We start from the raw sequence: 17,955 nt of genomic DNA on the forward strand, positions 1-17,955 counted from the left end.
CGGCAGTGACCCGACTCACTCGCCGGGCGACCGATACCCTGCACGCGTGGCAGTGGGTGAACAGGAGCAGCAAGTGGCACGGCTCGAAACCGGGAGTGCCCACCCCGTGACGCTCTCCCCCGTGTACCCCCGCGAGCCGCTCCCCCTGGAGGCCGCCGAGCAGCGCGGGCTGAACGTCGTCCGCCGCTTCGGCACGGTCGGGTCGCTGTTCCTCGCCCTCGGCTCCCTCGGCGCCGGCGCCGCCCCGGTGATCAACCCGGTGCAGGAGATCCCGGTGCTGCGGCTGTTCACCCGGATCCCGACCGTGTCGCTGGCCATCGCCATCTCCGGGATGGGCATCCTGGTGCTGAGCTGGCTGATGCTCGGCCGGTTCGCCCAGCCCAGCCGCGAGCGGCTGGCGTCGCAGGGCCAGCTCGCGCGCACCACCGCGCTGTGGGTGCTGCCGCTGCTGGTCATCCCGCCGCTGTTCTCCCGCGACGTCTACAGCTACCTGGCGCAGAGCGAGATCGTGCACCGCGGGATGGACCCGTACGTCCTCGGCCCGGCGCAGGCCCTCGGCGTCGCCGACCCGTTCACCGCGGGCGTGTCGAACATGTGGCGCGAGACGCCGGCCCCGTACGGGCCACTGGTGCTGCGCCTGGGCGGCTGGCTGGCGCCCCTGGCCGGGAACAGCATCGCGGTCGGCGTGCTGCTGCAGCGGCTGCTCGCGCTCGCCGGGGTCGTCCTCATCGTCTGGGCGCTGCCCCGGCTGGCCCGCCGCTTCGGCGTCCAGCCCGCGACCGCGCTGTGGCTCGGCGCGCTCAACCCGCTGCTGATCTTCCACTTCGTCGCCGGCGCCCACAACGACGCGCTCGCCGTCGGCCTGATGCTCGCCGGTCTCGAGGTCGGCATCCGGCGGCTGCCGATCCGGGTGAAGGGCGACACCCCGCCCCCGCTGGCCCGCGGCGAACTGCTCTACATCGGGCTCGGGGTCGCGATCATCACCCTCGGCGTCGCGGTGAAGCTGCCCGCGGTGTTCGCGCTGCCGTTCTTCGCCGTGATGGTGGCGCGGCGCTGGCACGGCAGGCTCAAGGACCTGTTCGTGGCCGGCGCGCCGATGGCGCTGTGGTTCGGCGTGGTCCTGGTCGTCGTCTGCTTCGGCAGCGGCCTCGGCTTCGGCTGGGTCGGAGCGACGTTCAACACGCCCGGCCTGGTCCGGTCCTGGATCTCCCCCACCGCCGAGCTGGCCAACCTCTCCGGCGTCCTCGGCATCGCGCTCGGGCTCGGCAACCACACCGACGCGCTGGTGCCGATCCTCGGCGTGCTCGGGTACCTCGTGGCGCTGGCGATCACGTTCAAGTTCCTCTGGGACAGCTTCAAGTGGCGCTACCGGCCGATCATCGGCCTCGGCGTCGCCCTCGGCGCGGTCATGATCCTGCAGATCAACCTGCAGCCCTGGTACGTGCTGTGGGCGGTGATCCCGCTGGCCGCCGCGGCCGGGACGTCCCGCTTCCGCGTCGCGGCGACGGTGATCAGCGCGGCCCTGCCGTTCCTGCTCCCGCCGACCGGCAGCACCTTCGACGGCCGCCCGTACGTGCTGCCGTTAGCCTACGTCGCCGCGATCGTCGTTTGCGGCGGCGGGATGCTGATCGTGCGGCGGCTCGCGCCCGTGTTGCTCGCCAGGCCGTCCCCGCCGGTGCCCGAGCCCGTCGACGCCGTATCGTGACCCGATGTGAGTGTCCCTGCCGTCGAGATCACCGGGCTGGTCAAAAGCTACGGCTCCACCCGCGCGGTCGACGGCCTCGACCTGCGGATGGAGCGCGGCAGCCTGCTCGCCCTGCTCGGCCCGAACGGGGCCGGCAAGACCACCACCGTCGAGGTCTGCGAAGGCTTCCTGAAGCCTGACACGGGATCGGTGCGCGTGCTCGGCCTCGACCCGGTCCGCGAGTCGGCCGCGCTGCGCCCCCGCATCGGGATCATGCCCCAGGGTGGCGGCGCGTACCCGGGCGTGCGGGCCGACGAGATGCTGCGGCTGGTGGCGTCCTGCGCGGCGACCCCGCTGGACCCGGCGTGGCTGCTGGAGGTCCTCGGGCTGGCCTCGGTGCGCCGGACGCCGTTCAAGCGCCTCTCCGGCGGGCAGCAGCAGCGGCTTTCGCTGGCGTGCGCCCTGGTCGGGCGGCCGGAGCTGGTGTTCCTCGACGAGCCGACGGCGGGCATGGACCCGCAGGCCCGGCGCCTGGTGTGGGACCTACTGGGCGCGTTGCGCCGCGACGGCGTCTCGGTGCTGCTGACCACGCACCTGATGGAGGAGGCCGAGGCACTGGCCGACACGGTGGTGATCGTGGACCACGGCAAGGTGGTGGTGTCGGGAGCGCCCCAGTCTCTGACGACGGACGAGAGCGGCAACGCCGGGCTGCGCTTCAAGGCCCGCACGCGCCTCGACACGGCGTTGCTGACGGCGGCGCTGCCGGAGGGCTACGCGGTGCGCGAGTCGGCGCCGGGCACGTACACGGTGGTGGGCTCGGTCGACCCGCAGGTGGTGTCGACGGTGACGGCGTGGTGCGCGCAGCAGGGCGTGCTGCCGGAGGAACTGCAGGTCGGCAAGCGGACCCTGGAAGAGGTCTTCCTGGAGCTGACCGGACGGGAGCTGCGGGCGTGACTTTCGCTCCGGGGACTTTCACACCGGCGCCCGGCCGGGGCTCGCTGGGCCGGATGCTGCGCACGCACGCGCGCGTCGAGGTCAGCTTGACGTTGCGCCACGGCGAGCAGGTGCTGCTGACGCTGCTGATCCCGCTGGCGCTGCTGGTCGGGCTGTCCCTGCTGGACATCCTGCCGGCGTCGTCGCTGGGCCCGGTCCCGCGGGTGGACTGGATCACCCCGCGGATCCTGGCGCTGGCGGTGATGTCTTCGGCGTTCACCGGCCAGGCGATCGCGCTGGGCTTCGACCGGCGCTACGGGGTGCTGAAGCGCCTTTCGGCGACGGCGTTGCCGCGCTGGCTCCTGGTGGCCGGCCGCCTGGCGGCGGCGTTGGTGGTCGTGGTGCTGCAGTCGGTGATCATCGGCGTGGTGGCGGCGTTCCTCGGGTGGTCGCCATCGGTTTCCGGGCTTCTGTCGGCGGTTCTGCTGCTGGTGCTGGGGACGTTCGCGTTCGGCGCGTTGGGCGTCCTGCTGGGCGGGACGTTGCGGGCGGAAGCGGTGCTGGCTTTGGCGAACATCGTCTGGTTCGTGCTGCTGCTGGCGGGCGGGATCCTGCTGGCGCCCTCGTCGCTGCCTTCGGGGCTGGCCCGCGTGGTGGAGCTGCTGCCGTCGGGGGCGCTGGCGGAGGGCATGCGGGCGGCTCTGGTCGAGGGGGCTTTCGCGCCCGGACCCATGCTGGTCTTGGCCGTGTGGGCGGTCCTGGCGGGCGGGCTGGCTTCGCGGACGACCAAACTCACCTGACCCTTGTCCCCATGGCGCCGCCGATGTGGACAACTCGGCCGCCGCAGCGGGTTTCGGCCGGTTTTGTCACCTGCCGCGATAGACCGGGCATGGGACGCCCCCCGGCGATGGTGGCCGGGCTGGTGCCGGCGGGCAGGCTGGTGATGCCGTAGCCGGTGTGGGTTTCGTGGATGCCGGTGGCCCGGTCGGTGCGGTATCGGGTGAGCTGGAAGACCTGTGTGCTGGCGGGGAAGCCGAGGTCGTCGGGAGCGGGCAGGGCTTCGATGGTGCGTGCTCGAGGCGGCCGTGGCCCATTCCTCGATCGCGGCGAAAGACTGGCGCCTGCCGCGACCGCCGCGGCGGCCAGCATCAGGACCGATTCCAGCGAATGCCGCACCCCGCACCGGCTGCGGGGATCAGGTACCTGGGCCAGGTACTCACGCAGATCAGCTACCTGATCAAGGCCGGTGGAGGCCAGCCGGGTCAGCACGGCAGGAATGGGACAAGCTGCAACAGCAGGCACGGCTCTCACAGATCATGGGCTTCGACACCCACATGATCACCACCGAGAGCCGTGCCTGCCTGCATCAACACGACTTTGCCGGAACCCTGCCCAGGGAGGGTGGGGCCGGTCTTCGTGACCTAGGTCCCTTGCAGGAGCGCCGCAGATCTGGGCGTCCGGGCCTGCCGAAAGCGCGTTTTCCCCGCGCTCTACCATCGATGCCGTGCCGTTCACCAGCCTCGTCGCCCGTCTGCCGTTTCCCTCCGCCGCCGTGCAGCGGGCCGTCGGGATCGCCGCGGTCCTCGCGCAGGCGCTGATCGGCGTCACCGGCTCCATCGTGCGCGTCACCGGGTCCGGGCTCGGCTGCCCGACCTGGCCCCAGTGCGTGGCCGGCAGCCTCGTCCCGAAGCACGACTCGGGGATCGACGCGCTCAACCAGTGGATCGAGTTCGGCAACCGGCTGCTGACCGGCGTCGTGATCATCGTCGCGGCCATCGCCGTCCTCACGGCGTGGCGCGTGCAGATCGACCACCCGGAGCGCAAGCGCCTGGTCAAGCTGGCCTGGACGATGCCCGGCGGCGTGGTGCTGCAGGCCGTCGTCGGCGGGCTCACCGTGCTCGCGAAGCTGGAGTGGTGGACCGTCGCGATCCACTTCCTCGCGACGACCCCGCTCGTCTGGCTGGCCGTGCTGCTGCTGCGCGCGTTCCGCGAAGGCGACGAAGCCCCGCGGCTGCTGGTCCCGCCGGCCGGCCGCACGATCCTGGTCCTGCTCGCCGTCGTGATGTGGCTCGTGCTCGCGGCGGGCACCACGGTCACCGGCGCCGGCCCGCACAGCGGCGACATCAACACCCACCGCCTCGACGCCCCGGTCGAGGCGCTGGCCCAGGTCCACGGCGGGCTGCTGGTGCTCTACCTGCTGCTGCTCGCGGTGTTCGGCCTCCAGCTGCTGCGCATCGGCGCCCCGAAGAGCCTCTGGCAGCGCTACACGGCGGTCTGGGTGGTCGCGGTCGCGCAGGGCGGTCTCGGTTCGCTGCAGTACGCGCTGGGCGTGCCGGAGGCGATGGTGTCGTTCCACGTCCTGGGCGCGATGGCGGTCATCATCGCGACGGCGACGCTGTGGACCGGCAGCCGCGACCGCGGCCCGGTGACCTCGCTGACAGCGGCGCCCCGGGAGCTCACGGCCGCCTGACGGCAACGCGGGCTTCACTCCGCGTCGGCGTGCGCGACCCGGCCGTGTATTACTGTTCGCGCCATGACGTCGCGCACCGCGCCCAAGCCGCTGATCTCCCACCGCCGCGGCACCGGCGAGATGATCGTGCTCAAGACCTTCCTGCTGGTGCCGTTCGCGGCCCTGCTCATCGCGGTCCCGCTCGTGTGGGGCTGGGGCATGAGCTGGATCGACCTGATCCTCGCGGCGGCGTTCTACGTGTTCGCGACGCTCGGGGTCACCGTCGGCTTCCACCGCTACTTCACCCACGGCGCGTTCAAGGCGTCACGGCCGCTGCGGGTGGTGCTGGCCATCGCGGGCAGCATGGCGGTGCAGGGCTCGGTGATCTTCTGGGTGGCCAGCCACCGCCGCCACCACGCGTTCGCCGACCGCGAGGGCGACCCGCACTCGCCGTGGCTGTTCGGCACCTCGCCGTCGGCGCTGCTGAAGGGCTTCTGGCACGCGCACATGGGCTGGATGTTCGGCCGCGAGGTGACCAACGCCGACCGCTTCGCCCCGGACCTGGTGGCGGACGCGGACGTCCGCTGGGTGAACCGCTACTTCTGGCTGTGGATCACGCTGAGCCTCGCCCTCCCGGCCATCCTGGGCGGCTTGATCTCGTGGTCCTGGTGGGGCGTGGTGACGGGCTTCTTCTGGGCGGGCCTGGTGCGGATCGCGTTCCTCCACCACGTGACGTGGTCGGTGAACTCGGTCTGCCACCTGATCGGCGAACGGCCGTTCGCCAGCCGCGACAAGGCGGCGAACTTCTGGCCGCTGGCGCTGCTGTCGATGGGCGAGTCGTGGCACAACTCGCACCACGCTGATCCGACTTGTGCCCGGCACGGGGTGCTGCGCGGCCAGGTGGATGTTTCGGCGCGGGTGATCTGGGCGTTCGAGCGGCTCGGCTGGGCGACCGACGTGCGGTGGCCGCGCGCTGAACGGCTGGCCGCCAAGCGGGCCTGAGTTCAGCACATCCTCTCACCCAAGGTAGCATGATCTTGCAGAGAGTGATCTGCGCGTCGAACAAAAATACATAGAGGAGAGCACGTGGTGCACCACGATCACGTTGGCGGAGGCGGCGGCGAAGGCGGCGGCAACACCGGCAACTGAGGACTCTCCAGGGAAGGATGAGCCACGTTGGCGCAATGTGGCTTCATTCTTTTCACCCCCGAGGCCAGCTGAAGGCGATCCCGTACTCTTCCCGCGGGTGGCAGCACCCCTCGAACGTGTGCTGCACGAAGCCATCTCCGACCTCGAGCAGACGTGGACTGCCCGACGGAGGCCGGTGCAGGCGTTCCACCTCGAGCTGTTCCGCGTACCACCAGCAAGCTTCGGGCAGGCACTCCTCCTGGAAGTTGACCCGGATGGTCAGTCCGCCTCGCGCCACCCCGTGGTGATCGACCTGAACGCTGATCCACCTCCGCTCTTCGTCCAGACGCCCGTCAGTCGCCTCGGAGACGAAACTCTAGGCCTCGTTCACCCGCAGCTTCCGCCGGAAGCGCAGCTTGGCCGAGCCGGGATCACCGGATGTGGCGACCAGCCGGCAGTTCCACAGCGCCTTCACCGGAATGTCGGCGACGTTCCCCGTCCACCCGGTCAACGCGTGGACGACGTACCCGTCGACACCGTCCCGGCGCGCGACGACGTCCCGTTCCGTGATGCGGCGTAGCGCCGTCCGGCGGTGCATGACGACCGTGACGATCATCCGCTCGACGAACACCGGCTGCGCGCCTTCGGAAGGCGTACGGCACCCGTCCGGGAATTCGCCGCCGGGTGTTGTTTCCGCGGCGGCAGACCGCCCGATCCCCACGTAGGGCCGCCAATCTTCGCCCGCGAGGTGCCCCAGCTTCCCCGCCACAGCGGCAGCGAGCATTTCGAGCGCACCGGCCCAGGCTTTGTTCATCGGCGTGTTGGACAGCGGCTTCCGTTCTCCGAAAAGACCACGAACTTCGGCCAATTGGCCGAATCGATCGCCGAGATTCGCCGCCCACGTCGTACTGCCGTCCGGAATCGGCGGGAGCCGGAACGCGGCCAGCAGGACGAAATGCTCCCGCGGTTCCACCACCGACCCCAGCTTGGCGATTTCGTCGACGATCAGTCCCCAGATCGCCCAGGCACGCAGCTCCGGCGTCGCCCTCGGCACCGAGGCGGTCGGGTCGACCAGGCAGCCGAGCGAAGACCCGGAACCGCTCGACGAAGGTTCGGCCGCGCGGCGAAGGGCGCCGATCAGGTCTCCGTCCCGGCGCCTGGCCAGTGACCCCAACGCGGCCTTCGCGGGCGACTCCTCGAGAACCCCCGGCAAAGATCGACACTCCGGGGAAAAGTCCGACACGAAGAAACACCTCCGCACCACCAAAGATCATTTCCGGTCCCGGTCTTCACGAGCCACGCTTGGACGACGCCGTACTAGCACACCATAGAGAGGGGTAGTACGGTGGGCAAAGAAAAGGACAATTCCCGGGCGCTCGGAAAATTGATCAAAGCCGGCCTAGCCGGGATCGGCGGGCTCTACCTCGTCACCGGCTCCCTCGCCGTGACCGCCATCGGAGCGGTCGTCGCGGTCGTTCTGGCGGCCGTGCAGGCGGAGCGGTGACTACGCCAGCTGCTGCCGCACCGCCGAGGCGAACCGCATCGCCGCGCCCGGGTCCGTCTGCCGGAAGCCCAGCGACGGCTCCGCCAGCTCCAGCTCCAGCAGCAACGGCTTCCCGTCCGCCCCGCGCACCAGGTCCACCCGCGCATACAGCAGCTCGGCCCGCAGGATCCCCAGCAACGCCGAAGCCGCGTCCAGGACGTCCTCCGCCAGCGCCACGGCGTCCGCGGGTGGCGAAGCCGGGGCCAGCTCCTCGGCCAGGTACAGCCCGGAGGAATCCAGAGTGGACCCCAGCATCGCGCCCTTCGTGAAGGCGTGGGAATAGACGCCGCCCAGGTACACCAGAGCCAGCTCGCCGTCGGTGTCCACACTGGACTGGTACGGCTGGATCAGCGCGGTGTGGCCCTCGGCGTGCAGCGACGCCACGTGCGCGGATGCGTCGGCACCCGAAGCGAACCGGGCCGCGCCGCGCGAGCCTGCTCCCACCGAGGGCTTCACGACGAAGTCCGAAGACGGGAACGACGGAGATGACCCCGGCGCCACCAGCGAAGTCGGCACCACCGCCAACCCCGCGTCCAGCAGCTCCACCAGGTACGACTTGTCCGTGTTCCACCGCACCACGGCCGCGGAATTGACCAGCGACGGCACCGACTCGCACCAGGCGAGGAACTCCGGACGCCGAGCCGCGTAATCCCAGGTCGCGCGCAGGATCACCGCGTCCGCCGAGGAGAAGTCGAACGAAGAATCCCACGGCGCCCACTCCACCGAAAAGCCCAGCGAAGTCAACGCGGGCACGACGGCGTCGTCGTCGCCGTCACCCGTGGGGAGCTCTGCGCAGCTGACCAGGACCGCGGTGCGGCTCACCGGCCCGCCATCTTGCGGCGGTGCTCCGGGCCGATCTTCGTCTGGTTCACCGTCTCGGCGTCCCACGTCGCCGGGGCCAGGTCCTCGACCGCCTCGACCAGTGCCTCGCCGGTCGCCACCGAGGGCACCACCACGTCGCCGAGCGCGCCGTCGGCGCCGACCAGGACCACGCGGGCGCCGGCCCGGCCGATGTTCTCCACCACCGCGCGGGACGGCTTGCCGTGCGCCTTCACGAACTTGCGCGCCGCGGTCAGCTGCGCGCCGGACGGCGGGACGACGGTCTCTTCGTTTTCAGCCACGGACAGCACGATAACCAAGAACCGGCCGGAACGCGGAACAGCGTGGCCTCGGCCATAGTTGCACCCGGGAGAACCCGACCCGAGGAGGACCCATGCCCACCGCAGTGCAGGTGACGAAGACCGGCGGCCCGGAAGTGCTCGAACCGGCCGAAGTGGACGTCTGTGCCCCGCAGGACGGCGAACTGCTGGTCGACGTCGCCGCGGCCGGGGTCAACTACATCGACACCTACCAGCGCCAGGGCATCTACCCGATGGAGCTGCCGGTCGTGCTCGGCCTCGAAGGCGCCGGCACGGTCGTGGAGGCCGCCGACGGCACCGGGTTCGCGCCCGGCGACCGGGTGGCCTGGCAGGGGTCGATCGGCAGCTACGCGGCGCGCAAGCTCGTCCCGGCGTCGGTTGCGGTCAGGGTCCCCGAGGGCGTCTCCCTCGAGACGGCCGCCGCGACCATGCTGCAGGGCATCACCGCGCACTACCTGGTCGCCTCGACCTTCGAGGTGAAGCCGGGCCACGACGTGCTGGTGCACGCGGCCGCGGGCGGCGTGGGCCTGCTCCTCGTGCAGCTGGCGAAGGCGCGCGGCGCCCGCGTCATCGGCACGGTGTCGACCGAGGAGAAGGAGAAGCTCGCCCGCGAAGCCGGCGCGGACGAGGTCATCCGCTACGACCGCGAGGACTTCGCCAAGCTCACCCGCGAGCTGACGAACGGCGAGGGCGTCGACGTCGTCTACGACGGCGTCGGCAAGGACACCGTCGACGGCAGCCTGGCCAGCCTGAAGGTCCGCGGCCTGCTCGCGCTCTTCGGCGCCTCCAGCGGCCCGGTCCCGCCCCTGGACCCGCAGCGCCTCAACTCCGGCGGCTCGCTGTACCTGACCCGCCCGACGTCGGTGCACTACACGCGCACGCGGGAGGAGATCGACTGGCGCTCGAAGGAGCTGTTCGACGCCATCCTCGCGGGCGAGCTGAACGTCCGCATCGGCGGCAAGTACCCCCTGGCCGACGCCCGCAAGGCCCACGAGGACCTGCAGGGCCGCCGCACCACCGGCAAGCTCCTGCTCATCCCCTGACCCAAGCGCCCCAAGGCGGCCTTGGTTGCGTCTCACGCACCGAAGGCCGCATTGGGGCGCTGGAGACTCAGGCGACGGAGACGGCGTCGGTGACGAACACCAGCGTCTCGTTCGGCTTGATGCCGTTGCCGCCCTCGCGGTAGGCGAGGTCCGGCGGGATGATCAGCAGCCGGCGGCCGCCCTGCTTGATGCCCACCAGGCCCTGGTCCCAGCCCGGGATGACCTTGCCCGCGCCGAGGACGAGGTCGAACGGCTTCTGGCCGAACGAGCTGTCGAGCACCTGCTTGTCCGACCAGGTCACCAGGTGGTAGTTCATCTGGAGCTTCTGACCGGCCTGCGCGCCGTCGCCGGTGCCCTCGGACAGGTCCTTGGTGATCAGCTTCTTCGGCGGGTCGCAGTCGTCCGGGATGGTGATTTCGGGCTTTTCGCCGAACTTGCCCGTCGTCTTGATGTCGTCCGCCGTGCACTCGCGGCCCTTGCTCTGGGTCGACGGCGCGGCGCTCGACGCGGGGACGGACGGGCCCGCCGGCGGGGCGGCCGTCTCGGTTTTGGGGTCCTGGCCGCACGCGGCCAGCGACAGCGCCGCCACGGCGACGACCACGAACTTCCCGATCTTCTGCATGCGAGGCACCCTAGCCAAGCACGGAGAGTGCCGGCACGTCGTCACCGGTGGCGACCACGCCGAGCCGCCGGGTAGCGCGTGTGAGGGCCACGTACAGGTCGTTGAGGCCCCGCGGCGATCCCGCGACGACCTCGTCCGGCGCGACGAGGACCACCGAGTCGAACTCCAGGCCCTTCGAGCGCTCGACCGTCAGGACGCTCAGCCGTTCGTCGAACGGGCGCAGCAGCGCCGAGACCGCGTCGAAGCGGCCCGCGGGCACCAGGACCGCCACCGTGCCACCGTCCACTTCGGACAGCTCGCGCGCCACCAGCTCCGGCAGCTCCGCCGCCAGGTCCCCGGGACGCACCGACCACGGCGGTACCCCGGTCTCCCGCACCGAGGATGGCGCCGAGAGCGAGGGCGAAACCTCCGCGAGCACCCGCGCCGCGACGGCCATGATCTCGGCGGGCGTGCGGTAGTTCACGGTCAGCTGCTCCAGCCGCCAGCGGTCCTCGACGTACGGCGAGAGCACCTCGCCCCACGACCGCGCGCCACCCGCCGCGCCGGTCTGGGCCACGTCCCCGACCAGGGTCATCGACCGGTTCGGCGTGCGCCGCATGAGCAGCCGCCAGTCCATCGCCGACAGCTCCTGGGCCTCGTCGACGATCACGTGCCCGAACGTCCAGGTCCGGTCCTGCGCGGCCCGCTGGGCGGCGGTCAGCTCGCTGCGCGCCTGCTGGCGTTCGGCGAACAACTCGGCGTCGAGGACGTCGGAGACGCGCAGCAGTTCCTCGTCGATGATCTCTTCGTCCTGCTCGAGGATGTCGAGCACGCCCTCGGCGTACGCGCGGTCCTCGCGCTCACGGCGTTTGCGCTCGACGCGCGCCTCGGTGTCGTCGACGCCGATCAGCTCGGCGAGCTCGTCGAGCAGCGGCACGTCCGCGGGGGTCCAGCGAGCGTCGCGGCCGCTTTCCAGCAGGGCGCGATCCTCGGGCGAGAGCAGCTTGCCGGCGGCGGCGTCGAGGCGTTCGCGGTCGGCGAACAGGTCGTCGAGCACGCCTTCCGGGGTCAGCACCGGCCACAGTGCGTCCAGAGCGGCGGCGACGTTCTCGTCCGCGGCCAGCTCGGCGCGGATGTCGGCCAGGTCCTGGCCGTCGAGCAGGTCCTCCCCCAGCTTGCGGGCGGCCTGGCGGGTCAGCGCGTCGAGGACGTCGGAGACGAACAGGCGCCGCGCCGGGTTGTGCGGCCGCCGCGAACGACGGGCCCGGGTGCGGGCGTCGGTGCACGTCTTGCGGTCCAGGCGCAGCACGTCGTGCTCGTACTCGATCTCCATGACCGGCTCGGGCACGCGCTGGCGGTCGCGCACGGCGTTGGCCAGCACCTCGGCCAGCACCAGCCGCCCCTTGACCTCGGTTGCCTCGCGCGACTCGACGCCGTCGGCGGTCAGGCCGGGGTAGAGCTGGCCGATGGTCGCGAGCAGCACACCGGTCTCGCCGAGCGAGGGCAGCACCTGGCCGATGTAGCGCAGGAACGTGCTGTTCGGGCCGACGACGAGCACGCCGCGGGTGGTGAGCTGCTGGCGGTGCGTGTAGAGCAGGTAGGCGGCGCGGTGCAGCGCGACGGCGGTCTTGCCGGTGCCGGGACCGCCCTGCACGACCATGACGCCGCCGAGCGGGGCGCGGATGATGCGGTCCTGCTCGGCCTGGATGGTGGCGACGATGTCGCTCATCTCGCCGGTGCGCCGCTGTTCGAGAGCGGCCAGCAGCGCGGCTTCACCGGCCAGGCCGAGGTCCTGGCCCTGGTCGGCGGCGGTGAGGTCGAGGATCTCGTCGTCGAACCCGGTGACCTTGCGGCTCAGGGACCGCAGGTGCCGGCGCCGGCGCACCCCTTCGGGAGAAGCCGCGGTGGCCAGGTAGAACGGCCGCGCGACGGGCGCTCGCCAGTCGACCAGCAGCGGCTTGTAGTCGTCGTCTTCGTCGAACAGCCCGAGCCGGCCGATGTAGGTGGTTTCCTCGGCGCTTTCGGGGACGAAGTCGAGCCGCCCGAAGGCGAGGCCCTGCTCGACGGAGCCGAGCTGGGCGAGCCGGTCGGTGTAGAGCGTGGTGGCGACGTCCCGCTCGGTGCGGGCCTGCGGGGTGCCCCCGGTCTGCCGCAGCGTCTCGTCGAGGCGGCGCTGGGCTTCGAGGCGCTCGGCGTCGAGCTTCGCGTAGAGGGTGGTGACGTACGCCTGCTCGCGGGCGAGCTCGGCGGAGAAGTCGTCCGAAGACAAAGATCCTGCTTTCGCCTCAAGGAAAAGAGCCAACGAAGTGTAACGGCGGCCGCCGCGCGATCATTCCGTCCGCAGGTCGCAGTAGGGAAAGACCTCGGCACCCGGAGCGCCACCGGGCAGCACCTTCTCCCCCGCCGCGCAGGACACGTTCGCGGGTGGCAGCTGTTCGCCGCCGGTGATTCGCCCGTCCGGGGCACGGAACAACACCGCGGCGCCCCGGCTGGTCAGCGCCCGGCAGTTCCCGGAGCGGTAGCGAACGCCGCCGGGCACGACCTCGGCGGTCACCGGTGTGAAGCCGCCCAGGGCTTCCGGCGCGATCCAGACGACCGGACCGACCGCGGGGCCGTCGAGGACGACCCCGATCCGCTGCCCCGGCAGCAGCACCGGCACCTCGACGGTCCGGGCCCCGGACGTGACGACGATCCGGTAAGCGGCGAGGGTGCTGGTGTTCTCCAGCACAGCTGCACCGGGCCCCTGTTCGGCGACGCGGACGGCACCGCCGTCGGGGGCCGGCCCGGGGAGCGCGGTGATCCGTTTCGGGATGGTGCAGCCGCCGGTGAGCAGGGTCTCGTCCAGTGCGGGCAGCTTCCCGCGGCCGAGGAGGACCAGCAGGCCCAGGACGACGACCGCGGCGACCGCGGTCCCGATCCGTCTCAGAGCCGGATTCAGAACGGCAGGCCGAGCGTGGGCAGGCCGATCGCCGAGTCCACCGCCAAGGCCACGAACACGATCATCAGGTACGTGTTCGACCGGTGGAACAGCGCCATCGGCTTCGTTTCTTCACCCCGCCGCACCGCCGCCTGCAGGCTGTGGGCGTAGAAGAGGAACCAACCGCCCGCCAGGATGGCGAACGTGCCGTACAGCCAGGACGTCACCGGGAGCAGCAGGAGCGTCCACGCCACCATCACCCACGAGTAGATGACGATCTGGCGGGCCACGTGCTGGGCGGTGGCGACCACCGGCAGCATCGGGACGCCCGCGCGCTCGTAGTCGTCGCGGTACTTCATGCCCAGCGCCCAGGTGTGCGGGGGCGTCCAGAAGAAGATCACGCCGAACATCACGAACGCCGGCCACTGGACCGTGCCGGTGACGGCCGCCCAGCCGATGACCACCGGCATGCAGCCCGCCGCGCCGCCCCAGACCACGTTCTGTGACGTGCGCCGCTTGAGGCCGAGCGTGTAGACGAAGATGTAGAACAAGATCGTCGCGATCGCCAGGATGGCCGACAGCAGGTTCACCGTGAGGTAGAGCACGGCGGCCGAGGCGACACCCATCACCAAGCCGAAGATCAGCGCGCCGCGGCGGGGCACCGAGTCCTTGACCAGCGGACGGCGTTTCGTGCGGTTCATCACCTTGTCGATGTCCGCGTCGATCACGCAGTTGAGCGCGTTCGCGCTGCCCGCGGCCATCGTCCCGCCGACCAGCGTGGCCAGCACCAGCCACGGCGACGGGATCTGACGGCCGGCGAGGAACATCGCCGGGATGGTGGTCACCAGCAGGAGCTCGATCACCCGGGGCTTGGCCAGCGCGGCGTAGGCGCCGACGACCCGGCGGAGGCTGCGCCGCTCACCGTGCGGTCGTTCACCGGTCGGGTGCACGGCGCTGGTGTCTTCACTGCGTCCGTGCGCAGCGTTCACCGGCGACATTTCACTCCCTGCGTCAGGTTCGGGCGGGACCAGTCCGGGTAGCCGAAGAACCAGCCTTACTGAACCCTCGAACGATGTTAGACGTGGTGAATCCCGTGGGTGATCGCGGGTCCTCGACCGGCCCAAGCACTAGGCTGGCCGCGACGGGCCGCGATTGCCCCTGCGCATGGCCGCGAGCAGGAATATCGTCCCTTCGGGATCGATTGAGATAAGTAGCCGCGCGTACGGGTAACCGGAACGAGGAAGACCAGCCGCAACCATCATGACCGGGAGTTGGAGTTCAGTGTCCGAAACCGCCACTACCAGCGAGAACAACCCACTCCTCCGGCGCAACACGCCCGCCGACTGGACCGACACCGACACCCGCGCCGTGGACACCGTCCGGGTGCTGGCCGCCGACGCCGTGGAGAACTGTGGCAGCGGCCACCCCGGCACCGCGATGAGCCTGGCGCCGCTGGCCTACACGCTGTTCCAGCGCACCATGCGCCACGACCCGAACGACCAGCACTGGCCGGGCCGCGACCGGTTCATCCTGTCGGCCGGCCACTCGAGCCTCACCCTGTACATCCAGCTCTTCCTCGCCGGCTACGGCCTCGAGCTCGAGGACCTCAAGCAGCTGCGCAAGTGGGGCTCGAAGACCCCGGGTCACCCGGAGTACCGCCACACCGACGGCGTCGAGACCACCACCGGCCCGCTCGGCCAGGGCCTGGCCAACGCCGTGGGCATGGCGATGGCGGCCCGCCGCGAGCGTGGCCTGCTGGACCCGGACGCCGCCCCCGGCGAGAGCATCTTCGACCACCACATCTACGTGATCGCCTCCGACGGCGACATCGAAGAGGGCGTCACCTCCGAGGCCTCGTCCATCGCGGGCCGCCAGGAGCTGGGCAACCTGATCGTCTTCTACGACGACAACAAGATCTCGATCGAGGACGACACCAACATCGCGCTGTCCGAGGACACCGTGAAGCGCTACGAGGCCTACGGGTGGCACACCCAGGTCGTCGAGGGCGGCGAGGACGTCGTCGCGATCGAGGAGGCCATCAAGGCCGCCAAGGCCGAGACGCAGCGGCCGTCGTTCATCGCGCTGCGGACCGTGATCGGCTACCCGGCCCCGAAGAAGATGGGCACCGGCAAGGCGCACGGCGCCGCGCTGGGCGGCGAAGAGGTCGCCGCGGTGAAGAAGATCCTCGGCTTCGACCCGGAGCAGTCGTTCCAGGTCGAGGACGACGTGCTCAAGCACACCCGCCAGGCGGCCGAGCGCGGCCGGGCCGCGCACGCCGAGTGGCAGGAGAAGTACGAGGCATGGGGCCAGGCGAACCCGGAGCGCAAGAAGATCGGCGACCGGATGGCCACCCGCACGCTGCCCGAGGGCTTCGCCGACAACCTGCCGAAGTGGGAGCCGGACGCCAAGGGCATCGCCACCCGCAAGGCCTCCGGTGAGGTGCTCAACGCCCTCGCCGAGCCGCTGCCGGAGCTGTGGGGCGGCTCGGCCGACCTGGCCGAGAGCAACAACACGACGATGAAGGGCGCCGACTCGTTCGGTCCCGAGAAGGCCGCCACCGACATGTGGCAGGCCAACCCGTACGGCCGGACGCTGCACTTCGGCGTCCGCGAGCACGCCATGGGCTCGATCCTCAACGGGATCGCGCTGCACGGCGGCACCCGTCCGTACGGCGCGACGTTCCTCATCTTCTCCGACTACATGCGCCCGCCGGTCCGGCTGGCCGCGCTGATGAAGGCGCCGGTCACCTACGTGTGGACGCACGACTCGATCGGCCTCGGCGAGGACGGCCCGACCCACCAGCCGATCGAGCAGCTCTCCGCGCTGCGCGCGATCCCGGGCCTCAACGTCGTCCGCCCGGCGGACGCCAACGAGACCGCGTACGCCTGGAAGGCCGTGCTGGAGGACACCGACCACCCGTCCGGTCTGGCGCTGACCCGCCAGAACGTGCCGGTGCTCGAGGGCACCAGCGCCGAGGGCGTGAAGAAGGGCGGCTACGTCCTGGCCGACAGCGACGGCACCCCGGACGTGGTCCTCATCGCCACCGGTTCCGAGGTCCAGCTCGCCGTCGAGGCCAAGAAGACCCTGGACGCCGACGGCGTCAAGGCGCGGGTCGTGTCCATGCCGTGCGTCGAGTGGTTCGACGCGCAGGACGCGGCCTACCGCGAATCCGTCATCCCGGCCGGTGTGAAGGCCCGCGTGTCCGTCGAGGCGGGCATCGCCCAGTCGTGGCACCGCTTCACCGGTGACGCCGGGGTGAACGTTTCGATCGAGCACTTCGGTGCCTCCGCCGATGCGGCCACACTGTTCCGTGAGTTCGGGTTCACCGCGGAAGCCGTCGTCGAAGCCGCCCGCCGCTCGATCCAGAACACCAAGAATTCCTGAAGGGGATGACAGTAATGAGCAACGACAAGCTCGCGGCTCTGTCCGAGGCCGGCGTATCGATCTGGCTCGACGACCTTTCGCGTGAACGCCTGAACACCGGCAACCTCGCCGACCTGATCCGCGACAAGCACGTCGTGGGCGTGACGACCAACCCGACGATCTTCGCCAACGCGATGTCGAAGGGCGACGCCTACGACGAGCGCACCCGTGAACTCGCCGCCCAGGGCGCCGACGTCGAGGCGACCATCCGCGACCTGACCACGACCGACGTGCGCAACGCCGCGGACCTGTTCCGCGACATCTACACCGCGACGAACGGCGTCGACGGCCGCGTCTCCATCGAGGTCGACCCGCGCCTGGCCAAGGACACCGAGAAGACGGTGGCCGAGGCGAAGGACCTGTGGAAGACCGTCGACCGGCCGAACGTGCTGATCAAGATCCCGGCCACCGAAGAGGGCCTGCCGGCCATCACGAAGACCCTGGCCGAAGGCATCAGCGTCAACGTCACGCTGATCTTCTCCGTCGAGCGCTACAAGAAGGTCATCGAGGCCTACTTCGCCGGCCTGGAGCAGGCGAAGGCCAACGGCCACGACCTGCGCGGCATCCACTCGGTGGCGTCGTTCTTCGTCTCCCGCGTGGACACCGAGGTCGACAAGCGCCTGGAAGCGATCGGCACCGACGAGGCCCTGGCGCTGCGCGGCAAGGCCGCGGTCGCCAACGCCCGCCTCGCCTACGCCGCCTACGAAGAGCTCTTCGCCACGGACCGCTGGAAGGCCCTCGCGGCCGACGGCGCCAACGCGCAGCGCCCGCTGTGGGCCTCGACCGGTGTGAAGAACCCGGACTACTCCCCCACGCTTTACGTCGACGACCTGGTGGTGGCGAACACCGTCAACACCATGCCGGAGAAGACCCTCGACGCCGTCGCCGAGCACGCCAACCTCCAGGGCGACCGGGTCAGCGGCCACGGCAAGGACGCGCAGAAGGTCTTCGACCAGCTGGAAGCGGTCGGCATCGACATCACCGACGTGTTCCTCACGCTGGAGAACGAGGGCGTCGAGAAGTTCGAGAAGTCGTGGACCGAGCTCCTGGACACCGTGAACGGGCAGCTCGAGCAGGCGAAGGGCTGACGCACGA

Annotated in this window: 17 protein-coding genes; 9 read left to right on the plus strand and 8 right to left on the minus strand. The window is 70.7% G+C overall.

The features are described from left to right. Positions 1 to 73: 73 nt before the first annotated feature. Genes mptB through IE317_RS27335 form a run of 3 tightly spaced genes read left to right on the plus strand, consistent with a single transcriptional unit; the run spans position 74 to position 3,417 of the window. A complete protein-coding gene (gene mptB / locus IE317_RS27325; RefSeq protein ID WP_191314212.1) occupies positions 74 to 1,705 on the plus strand; it encodes a polyprenol phosphomannose-dependent alpha 1,6 mannosyltransferase MptB in 1,632 nt (543 codons plus the stop codon). Between the two features lie 6 nt (positions 1,706 to 1,711). Then, a complete protein-coding gene (locus IE317_RS27330; protein WP_191314213.1) occupies positions 1,712 to 2,638 on the plus strand; it encodes an ABC transporter ATP-binding protein in 927 nt (308 codons plus the stop codon). 53 nt (positions 2,639 to 2,691) lie between these two features. Beyond that, the gene (locus IE317_RS27335) at positions 2,692 to 3,417 is read left to right on the plus strand and encodes an ABC transporter permease (RefSeq protein WP_229902945.1); all 726 of its coding nucleotides are present in this window, start codon (positions 2,692 to 2,694) and stop codon (positions 3,415 to 3,417) included. Here the strand turns inward: IE317_RS27335 and IE317_RS27340 are convergent. Then, complete coding sequence (locus IE317_RS27340) at positions 3,410 to 3,886, minus strand: transposase family protein (protein ID WP_191314215.1); 477 nt, start codon at positions 3,884 to 3,886, stop codon at positions 3,410 to 3,412. The genes IE317_RS27335 and IE317_RS27340 overlap by 8 nt on opposite strands. A gap of 235 nt (positions 3,887 to 4,121) precedes the next feature. On the opposite strand from IE317_RS27340, the gene IE317_RS27345 reads away from it, so the two are divergent. Then, positions 4,122 to 5,087 (plus strand): COX15/CtaA family protein, encoded by a 966-nt coding sequence (locus IE317_RS27345; RefSeq protein ID WP_191314216.1) that lies wholly within the window; start codon positions 4,122 to 4,124, stop codon positions 5,085 to 5,087. A 63-nt stretch (positions 5,088 to 5,150) separates the two neighbouring features. Beyond that, positions 5,151 to 6,068, plus strand: a complete 918-nt coding sequence (locus tag IE317_RS27350) for an acyl-CoA desaturase (protein WP_191314217.1) — start codon at positions 5,151 to 5,153, stop codon at positions 6,066 to 6,068. 502 nt (positions 6,069 to 6,570) lie between these two features. Here the strand turns inward: IE317_RS27350 and IE317_RS27355 are convergent. Then, positions 6,571 to 7,437 (minus strand): hypothetical protein, encoded by an 867-nt coding sequence (locus IE317_RS27355; RefSeq protein ID WP_229902939.1) that lies wholly within the window; start codon positions 7,435 to 7,437, stop codon positions 6,571 to 6,573. Positions 7,438 to 7,539: 102 nt separating this feature from the next. On the opposite strand from IE317_RS27355, the gene IE317_RS27360 reads away from it, so the two are divergent. Next, the gene (locus tag IE317_RS27360; RefSeq protein WP_191314218.1) at positions 7,540 to 7,698 is read left to right on the plus strand and encodes a hypothetical protein; all 159 of its coding nucleotides are present in this window, start codon (positions 7,540 to 7,542) and stop codon (positions 7,696 to 7,698) included. On the opposite strand, the gene IE317_RS27365 is transcribed toward IE317_RS27360, so the two are convergent. Together IE317_RS27365 and IE317_RS27370 are read right to left on the minus strand one after the other, a co-directional pair. After that, positions 7,699 to 8,559: an ATP-grasp domain-containing protein gene (locus IE317_RS27365; RefSeq protein WP_191314219.1), complete on the minus strand. Its 861-nt coding sequence runs from the start codon at positions 8,557 to 8,559 to the stop codon at positions 7,699 to 7,701. It abuts the gene before it with no gap. Next, positions 8,556 to 8,858, minus strand: a complete 303-nt coding sequence (locus IE317_RS27370) for a hypothetical protein (protein ID WP_373309121.1) — start codon at positions 8,856 to 8,858, stop codon at positions 8,556 to 8,558. Before IE317_RS27370 ends, IE317_RS27365 begins: the two co-directional genes overlap by 4 nt. 92 nt (positions 8,859 to 8,950) lie before the next feature. Between IE317_RS27370 and IE317_RS27375 the strand changes: the two genes are divergently transcribed. Beyond that, complete coding sequence (locus IE317_RS27375; protein WP_191314220.1) at positions 8,951 to 9,919, plus strand: quinone oxidoreductase family protein; 969 nt, start codon at positions 8,951 to 8,953, stop codon at positions 9,917 to 9,919. A 67-nt stretch (positions 9,920 to 9,986) separates the two neighbouring features. Here IE317_RS27375 and IE317_RS27380 read toward each other — a convergent pair whose 3' ends face one another. From IE317_RS27380 to IE317_RS27395, 4 genes are all read right to left on the minus strand, one after another. Then, complete coding sequence (locus IE317_RS27380) at positions 9,987 to 10,541, minus strand: FKBP-type peptidyl-prolyl cis-trans isomerase (protein WP_191314221.1); 555 nt, start codon at positions 10,539 to 10,541, stop codon at positions 9,987 to 9,989. A gap of 10 nt (positions 10,542 to 10,551) precedes the next feature. Then, positions 10,552 to 12,789, minus strand: a complete 2,238-nt coding sequence (locus IE317_RS27385) for a HelD family protein (RefSeq protein WP_191314222.1) — start codon at positions 12,787 to 12,789, stop codon at positions 10,552 to 10,554. Between the two features lie 60 nt (positions 12,790 to 12,849). Beyond that, entirely contained in the window at positions 12,850 to 13,248 is a 399-nt protein-coding gene (locus IE317_RS27390) for a hypothetical protein (protein WP_191314223.1), read from the minus strand. Between the two features lie 206 nt (positions 13,249 to 13,454). Then, positions 13,455 to 14,435: a heme o synthase gene (locus IE317_RS27395; RefSeq protein WP_191314224.1), complete on the minus strand. Its 981-nt coding sequence runs from the start codon at positions 14,433 to 14,435 to the stop codon at positions 13,455 to 13,457. A gap of 283 nt (positions 14,436 to 14,718) precedes the next feature. Between IE317_RS27395 and tkt the strand changes: the two genes are divergently transcribed. Together tkt and tal are read left to right on the plus strand one after the other, a co-directional pair. Then, a complete protein-coding gene (gene tkt / locus IE317_RS27400) occupies positions 14,719 to 16,821 on the plus strand; it encodes a transketolase (protein ID WP_191314225.1) in 2,103 nt (700 codons plus the stop codon). Between the two features lie 14 nt (positions 16,822 to 16,835). Then, a complete protein-coding gene (tal, locus tag IE317_RS27405) occupies positions 16,836 to 17,948 on the plus strand; it encodes a transaldolase (RefSeq protein ID WP_191314226.1) in 1,113 nt (370 codons plus the stop codon). Positions 17,949 to 17,955: the final 7 nt, after the last annotated feature.

Source organism: Amycolatopsis bullii (assembly GCF_014654205.1).
Classification (GTDB): Bacteria; Actinomycetota; Actinomycetes; order Mycobacteriales; family Pseudonocardiaceae; genus Amycolatopsis; species Amycolatopsis plumensis.